The 6,848-nt window shown below is 69.3% G+C and carries 6 protein-coding genes; 1 reads left to right on the top strand and 5 read right to left on the bottom strand.

Annotated elements, in window-relative coordinates:
• Positions 1-33: 33 nt before the first annotated feature.
• Genes ACFPIH_RS55825 through ACFPIH_RS55805 form a run of 5 tightly spaced genes read right to left on the bottom strand, consistent with a single transcriptional unit; the run spans position 34 to position 5,329 of the window.
• Positions 34-1,068 carry a zinc-dependent alcohol dehydrogenase gene (locus tag ACFPIH_RS55825; RefSeq protein ID WP_381187932.1) on the bottom strand — a complete coding sequence of 345 codons (1,035 nt, stop codon included), beginning with the start codon at positions 1,066-1,068 and terminating at the stop codon, positions 34-36.
• 27 nt (positions 1,069-1,095) lie between these two features.
• A complete protein-coding gene (locus ACFPIH_RS55820) occupies positions 1,096-2,097 on the bottom strand; it encodes a zinc-dependent alcohol dehydrogenase family protein (RefSeq protein ID WP_381187929.1) in 1,002 nt (333 codons plus the stop codon).
• Complete coding sequence (locus ACFPIH_RS55815; RefSeq protein WP_381187926.1) at positions 2,094-2,969, bottom strand: carbohydrate ABC transporter permease; 876 nt, start codon at positions 2,967-2,969, stop codon at positions 2,094-2,096. The genes ACFPIH_RS55820 and ACFPIH_RS55815 overlap by 4 nt, the downstream gene beginning before the upstream one ends.
• Positions 2,966-3,949, bottom strand: a complete 984-nt coding sequence (locus ACFPIH_RS55810) for a carbohydrate ABC transporter permease (protein ID WP_381187923.1) — start codon at positions 3,947-3,949, stop codon at positions 2,966-2,968. Before ACFPIH_RS55810 ends, ACFPIH_RS55815 begins: the two co-directional genes overlap by 4 nt.
• Before the next feature lie 30 nt (positions 3,950-3,979).
• The gene (locus ACFPIH_RS55805) at positions 3,980-5,329 is read right to left on the bottom strand and encodes an ABC transporter substrate-binding protein (RefSeq protein WP_381187920.1); all 1,350 of its coding nucleotides are present in this window, start codon (positions 5,327-5,329) and stop codon (positions 3,980-3,982) included.
• 347 nt (positions 5,330-5,676) lie between these two features.
• On the opposite strand from ACFPIH_RS55805, the gene ACFPIH_RS55800 reads away from it, so the two are divergent.
• Positions 5,677-6,848 (top strand): FGGY family carbohydrate kinase (locus tag ACFPIH_RS55800; protein ID WP_381187917.1); only part of this gene is annotated, 1,172 nt, incomplete at its 3' end.

The following is a 6,848-nucleotide window of genomic DNA, read 5'->3' as shown; positions in this document are numbered from 1 at the left end:
GGGGAAGGTGCCATGTGCTCAGGCGCGGCCGGGTCAGGGGGCTGTCATGGTGACGAGGACCTTGACGTGTTCGGGGTCGAGGGAGGCGGCGAATGCCTTGCCCGCGTCCTCCAGGGGAAAGGTGGCGGTGACGATGTCGTCGGTGGCGATGGCACCCGAGGTGATCAGGGACATCGCGGTGCGATAGTCGTCGGCGGTGTACATCAGGGTGCCCTCGATGCGGATTTCGCGGTCCTGGACGAGGTCGAGGCGGATCGGGGTGGTGCCGGGGGCACCGACGCCGACGACGATGATCTGGCCGCCCTTGGCCACGAGGTCGATGGCCTGGGCCATGGACTGTTCGCGGGCGACGCAGTCGAACACCACGTCTGCCGGGCCGCCGAGGGCCGCGTCGGCCAGGGCGGCGAGGTCGGCCGCGTCGGCCGGCAGGCCGGCGTCCGCGCCGAGCCGTACGGCCCTGTCCCGCTTGGTGTCGAGGAGGTCGGTGACCACGATCCGGGTGGCGCCGGCGTGCCGGGCGGCGGTGAGGACGAGCAGGCCGATGGGGCCGGCGCCCAGCACCGCCACGGTACGGCCGGTGAGGTCTCCGGCCTTGGCGACGGCGTGGACGGGGGTGGCGAGCGGTTCGACGAGGGCGGCCTGGAGGTCGGTCATGCCCTCGGGTACGCGGTGGACGCGGTCGGCGGGGATGGTGAAGAGGTCGGCCATGCCGCCGGGGGTCTGGCAGCCGAACACCTTCAGCTGCCGGCAGATGTTGTAGCGGCCCGAGCGGCACTGGGCGCATTCGCCGCAGTACAGGTTGGGCTCGACGATCACCCTGTCGCCCGGGGCGAAGTCCTCGGCTCCCTTGCCGGCTCCGGTGACCACGCCGACCACTTCGTGTCCGGGTCGGTAGGGCAGGTCGATGAAGGGGTGGTGACCGAGGGCGGCGTGGGTGTCGGAGCCGCACACGCCGACGACCGTGCTGCGGATGAGGAGCTCGTCGTCGCCGGGCACCGGTGCGGGAACCTCTTCGAGGGTGATGTCGTCGATGGAGCGGACGAGCACACGGCGGTTGGGCTGGGACATGGTCTGGGCTCCGTTCGGTGCGGATGGTCAGGCGGGACGAGGAAGGGGCTGGACCTGGATCTTGCGGCCGATGCCGGCCTGGAAGCGGGCGACGGCTTCGGGATAGTCCTCGAGGCGCAGGCGGTCGCTGATGAAGATGTCGGGGTCGATCACCCCGGTGGCGAAGAGGTCGGCGGCCCGTTCGTAACTGTGCAGGACGGCCATGGAACCGGTGATGGTGATCTCCTGGTTGTAGATCTTGTACGGCTCGATCTCGACCCGGGTGGCGTAGTCGGCGACGCCGAACTGCAGGTAGGTGCCGCCCTTGGCGACGCGGCCCAGGCCGTCCTGGATGGCGGCGGCGTTGCCCGTGGCGTCGATGACGACGTCCCAGGCCGGCCGGTCGAGTGCGTCCGCCGTCGCCGCGGCCTCCGAGCAGCCCAGCTGGGTCGCGGTGGCCAGACGGTCGGGATTGATGTCGACGACATCGACGCGGGCCGCGCCGGTGCGCTTGGCGAGCTGCAGCATCATCAGCCCCATGGTTCCGGCACCGTAGATCAGAACGTGGGAGGCGAGGGTGGAGCGCAGCACGTCGTAGCCGCGGACCGCGCAGGACAGCGGTTCCACGAGGGCGGCATCGGCGGTGGAGATGTGATCGGGCAGCGGCACGCAGTTGGCGGCCGGGGCGGCGACGTACTCGGCGGCTGCCCCGGGGTGGGTGACGCCGATGGCCGAGAAGCGCTCGCACAGGTTGTTGCGTCCGATGCGGCAGTAGTGGCAGGTGAAGCAGGGCAGTGAGGGGTCCACGGCGACGCGGGTGCCCACCTGAAGGCCGGTGACGTGGGACCCGACGGCGACGACCTCGCCTGCGAACTCGTGGCCGGGCACGATGGGCAGCGTGGGGGCGAACTCGCCCTGAAGGATGTGCAGGTCGGTGCCGCACAGGCCGCAGGCCGCCACCGCCACCACGACCTCGTCAGGGGCTGGGGCGGGATCGTCGATATCCACCAGTTCGATGCGGCCGGGCGCTGTGATGAGGGCGGCTTTCACTTCACGGCTCCCAGCGACAGGCCCTGGACGAGTTTGTCCTGGGCGGCGAATCCGGCGATGAGCACCGGAAGCGACACGGCGACGGCGGCTGCGCACACCTTGGCGAGGAACAGTCCCTGACTGGTCACGAAGCTGGTGAGGAAGACCGGTGAGGTGATGGAGCGCACCCCGGTCAGGACGCGGGCGAACAGCATCTCGTTCCAGCTGAAGATGAAGCAGATCAGCGACGTCGCGGCGATGCCGGGTGCGGCCATGGGAATGATGATCTTACGGAAGAGCGTGACGAGCCCGGCGCCGTCGATGGCGGCGGCCTCCAGGACGGCGGTGGGGATCTCGGCGAGGAACGAGCGCATCATCCACACGGCGATCGGCAGGTTCATCGATGTGTAGAGGATGACCAGGAGCAGGACGTTGTCCAGCAGTCCGAGGTTCTGGGCGACCAGGTAGATCGGCAGCAGGCCGGCGACGGCGGGCAGCATCTTCGTGGACAGGAAGAAGAACATGACGTCCGACCACTTGCGCACCGGCCGGATCGACAGCGCGTAGGCGGCCGGGATCGCCAGGGCGAGCACCAGGAGGGTGGAAACGACGCTCGCCGACGCGGAGTTGATCAGGGACGGCCAGGGGCTGGCGCCGGTGGAGGAGCCGAAGAACTCGCGGTAGCCGTCAAGGGTCAGCGACGCCGACAGGGACGGGGGGTTGGTCGCGGCGTCCTGTTCGCTGTGGAAGGAGGTGAGCACCATCCACGCGATGGGCAGGAAGAAGAAGACGCCCGCCACCCAGGCAGCCAGCCCCAGCAGGGCACTGTTGCGCCGGGACCTGCCCGGCCGCCTGTCGGCCCTGGTGGGCTTCGGCAGCACGCTCGTGCTCATGTCGTCTCCTCCTTGAGGAGCGAGGACACCAGGCGCAGCGCGACGGTGGCGACGGCCATCGTGCCGATGACCACGATGACACCGGCGGCGGATGCCTGACCGTAGTCGTGTGCCTGGTAGAAGCTCTCGTAGATGGTGTAGGGCAGGTTGGCGGTACCGAGGCCGCCCGAGGTGATCGTGAAGACGGCGTCGAAGTTCTGCACCACGTAGATGGACCCCAGCACGGCGGCCAGTTCCAGGTAGCGGCGCAGGTGCGGCAGGGTCAGGTAGCGGAAGATCTGCCGGCTTCCCGCACCGTCCACCCGGGCGGCCTCGATGGCGTCGAGGGGGCGGCCCTGCAGTCCGGCGAGCAGGATCAGCATCATGAACGGCGTCCACTGCCAGATCAGCGCCGCCGAGACCGCGCCGAGCGGATGTTCGGTGATCCAGGCCGGCTGGGGTGGGTTGTGTGAGCCGAACAGTTCCCAGATCCAGGTCAGCACGCCGTTGAACAGGCCGTATTCGGGGTTGAACAGGGCGTGCTTCCACAGCAGGGCGGCGGCGACCGGGACGACGAGGAACGGTGCGATGAGCATGGTGCGCACCACGGCTCGGCCGCGGAACTTCCGGTCGAGGAGCAGAGCCAGGCCGAGTCCGAGGACCAGGCTGATGAGGACCACCGTGGCGGTGAGCGTGATGGTGGTCAGGACGGAGGAGCGCAGGTCGGCGTCGCTGAAGACGTGGGTGTAGTTGCCGAAGCCGGTGAAGCCGCGCCGGCCGGGTGCCAGGGCGTTCCAGTCCATGAAGGAGATCACCAGGGTCGCCACGAAGGGCAGCTGGGTGACGATCACCATGAACACCAGGGCCGGCAGCAGGGGTGCTCGCCGGGCCCAGGCCACCGCCCGGGCCGACGGTCGGCGGGGCGGCCGGGCCGCCCCGGGGCCGGGGGCGGAGCCCGGCACCCGGGGTGCCCTGCGATGGTGGGTGTGTGTGCTGGTCATGGTGCGTTTCACGCTCCGTGGGTGTCAGCTTCAGCGGTGCTTCGCGGCGACGTCTTCGGCAAGCTTCTGGCCCTTGTCCAGGGCGGCCGAGACCGAGGTGCGGCCGGCGATGGCAGAGCTGACCTCCTGGGACACCTTGGTGCCCAGGTCGGGGAATTCGGGGATGTCGACGAACTGGACTCCGACCGTCGGGCGGGGCTGCACACCGGGGTTGCGCGGATCGGCGCTGTTGATGGCGTCCTCGGTGGCCTGGTAGAAGGCGCCGGCCGCCTTCTGGTAGGCGGGGTTGGTGTAGGTGGAGGCGCGCTTGCCTGCCGGGACCCGCTCCCAGCCCAGCTGCTTGCCGACCAGTTCCTCGTACTCCTTGCTGGAGGCCCAGGCGATGAACTTGGCGGCGTTGTCCTGGTGCTTGGACGCCTTCTGGATCGCCCACGCCCACGAGTACAGCCAGCCGGAACTCTTCGTCTTCTCCACCGGCGCCGCGACGTAGCCGACCTTGCCCGCGACGGGTGAGCCCTTGCTCTCCACCGATCCGGCGGCCGAGGTGGCGTCGTACCACATGGCGGTCTTGCTCTGCTGGAAGCCGTTGAGGCACTCGGTGAAGCCGGCCTGCGGGGCGCCCGCCTCGCCGTGCTTGCGGACGAGGTCGACGTAGAACTTCGTGGCCGCCTCGAACTCGGGCGCGTTGACCTTCGCCTGCCAGTCCTTGGTGAACCACGTACCGCCGAAGGTGTTGACCACCGTCGTGAGGGGAGCGAACACCTGGCCCCAGCCGGGCTGGCCGCGCAGGCAGATGCCCTTCATCCCCGGCTGGGCGCCGTCCACCTTGGCCGCCAGGTCCGCGACCTGCTGCCAGGTCGGGTGGGCCGGCATGGTCAGGCCCTTCTCCTTGAACACGTCCTTGCGGTACATCAGGAACGACGACTCGCCGTAGAAGGGCTCCGCGTACAGCTTGCCGTCCTCGCCCTTGAGGCCTTCCTGGATCGGCTTGAGTACGTCGATCTGCGCGAAGTCCGACCGGCCTGCGACCGTCTTGTCCAGCGGGGAGAGCCAGCCGTTCTTGCCGTAGATCGGGGCCTCGAAGTTGCTGATGGAGGCCACGTCGTAGGTCCCGGCCTGACTGGAGAACTCCTGGCTGATCTTGTCCCGGACGTCGTTCTCCGGCAGCACCGTGTAGTTGACCTTGATCCCGGTCTCCTTGGTGAAGTGCTCGGCGGTCAGCTTCTGCAGGTCCAGCATCTGCGGGTTGTTGACCATCAGCACGTTCACCGACTTGCCGCCGCCACTGCTGCTGCCTCCCCCGGCGCCGGCGCAGCCGGTGACGGCGAGAAGGGCGATGGCGGCTGTGCCGGCGAGGACGGTGTATCTGGGCGATGCCATGCGAGAGACCTCTCCCTCGTGGGTGATGGGGGAAGACACTCCGGCCCGTGTGCAGTACTTCGCGACCGTGAGCGCCGAGACCATGACAGCTACCCTGAGTGACAGAAGGGTCTGTGAATGGATGTGTCTTCCTTGTTAAGCCCTGTTTTTAGTTGGGTTTACGTGGGGCGTCAATGGGCTGGGGGGAAGTTTTTTCAGCCACCCAGCACTGGACAATCGGCCACCAGATCCAGGTCACCCGGGAAGTTCCCCTCCCGCGCCATTGACGTCCCACCGAAACCCAACTAAAAACAAGCATTAACAAGCGAGGTGCGATCCTCACCCTGAGTGAGGTCGAGAGGACGGTCATGTCGGACGCTCTACTGGTGGGCATGGATGTCGGCACCACGTCGTGCAAGGTCACGGTGTGCACGGTCGACGGACGTGAGGCCGCGGCCGGGAAGGCCCCGCTGGGCTGGGAGGTCACCAGCAACGGCGTGGAGACGGACCCGGCCGACGTCCTGCAGGCAGTGGGGGCCGCTACCGCGCAGGCGCTCGCCCAGGTCCCCCCGGGCCCCGTTGTGGGTGTCGGTGTCGCCAGCATGGGCGAAGCGGGTGTGCTGCTCGATCGGCGAGGAGAGCCGATCGCTCCCGTCATCGCCTGGCATGACGACCGCGACCGCGACCTCGCCGACCAACTCGCCGACGACCTGGGGCGCGTGGAGTTCATCAGGTCCACCGGACTCCCCGTCCGACCGCAGTGGTCACTGACCAAACACCGCTGGCTGACCCGGCACTTCCCGGACTCGCAACAGGCAGTACGGCGGCTGGGCATCGCCGAGTGGGTCGTACGGGCCCTGGGCGGTGAGGAGGCCAGCGAGTTCTCCCTCGCCTCCCGCACCGGCTGGCTGCGGATCGACTCCGCGCAGTGGTGGCCCGAGTCATTGGAGTGGTCCGGCGCGAAACCCTCACTGCTTCCCCCGCTCGTCGCGGCGGGAACGCCGCTGGGCCGGGTAAGCGCCTCCTGGGCCGGACCTCGCCTCCTCGGCGCGCACCTGACGGTGGCCGGCCACGACCATCTCGCCGCCGCGATCGGCGCCGACGCAGCGGGCGACGGCGATCAGCTGGACTCGTGCGGCACCGCCGAGGCGCTGGTACGCACCGTCCCGGCCCCCCTCAGCGGGGACGCCGTCCACCGGCTCGTGTCGGCCGACGTCACCGTGGGCCGGCATGCCCTCGCCGGCCGGCTCTCCCTGCTGGGCGACACCCGGGGCGGGCTGCTGCTCCAGAACGTTCAGCGTCTGCTCGGTTTCGACTCCGCACAGCTGCCCGATCTCGACGCCGCCGCGCTGCGGCACCGCGACCGGAGCGTGACCGCCTCGCTGGAGGCGGACGGAACCGTGGCGCTGCGCGGCATCGGCCGCAACGCCACTCCCGACCGGGCCTGGTACGCGGCCCTGACCGCCGGCCTGGAGCGGGCCGTGCGGATGGACTCCGACATGGCCGCGGTCCTCGGCCCGCACCACCGCACCGTCATGAC

It is taken from the genome of Streptomyces vulcanius (assembly GCF_042653945.1).
Taxonomy (GTDB): Bacteria; Actinomycetota; Actinomycetes; order Streptomycetales; family Streptomycetaceae; genus Streptomyces; species Streptomyces mangrovi.
The sequence above is the reverse complement of the archived record's forward strand: the minus strand, read 5'-3'. Positions and strand labels throughout refer to the sequence as shown.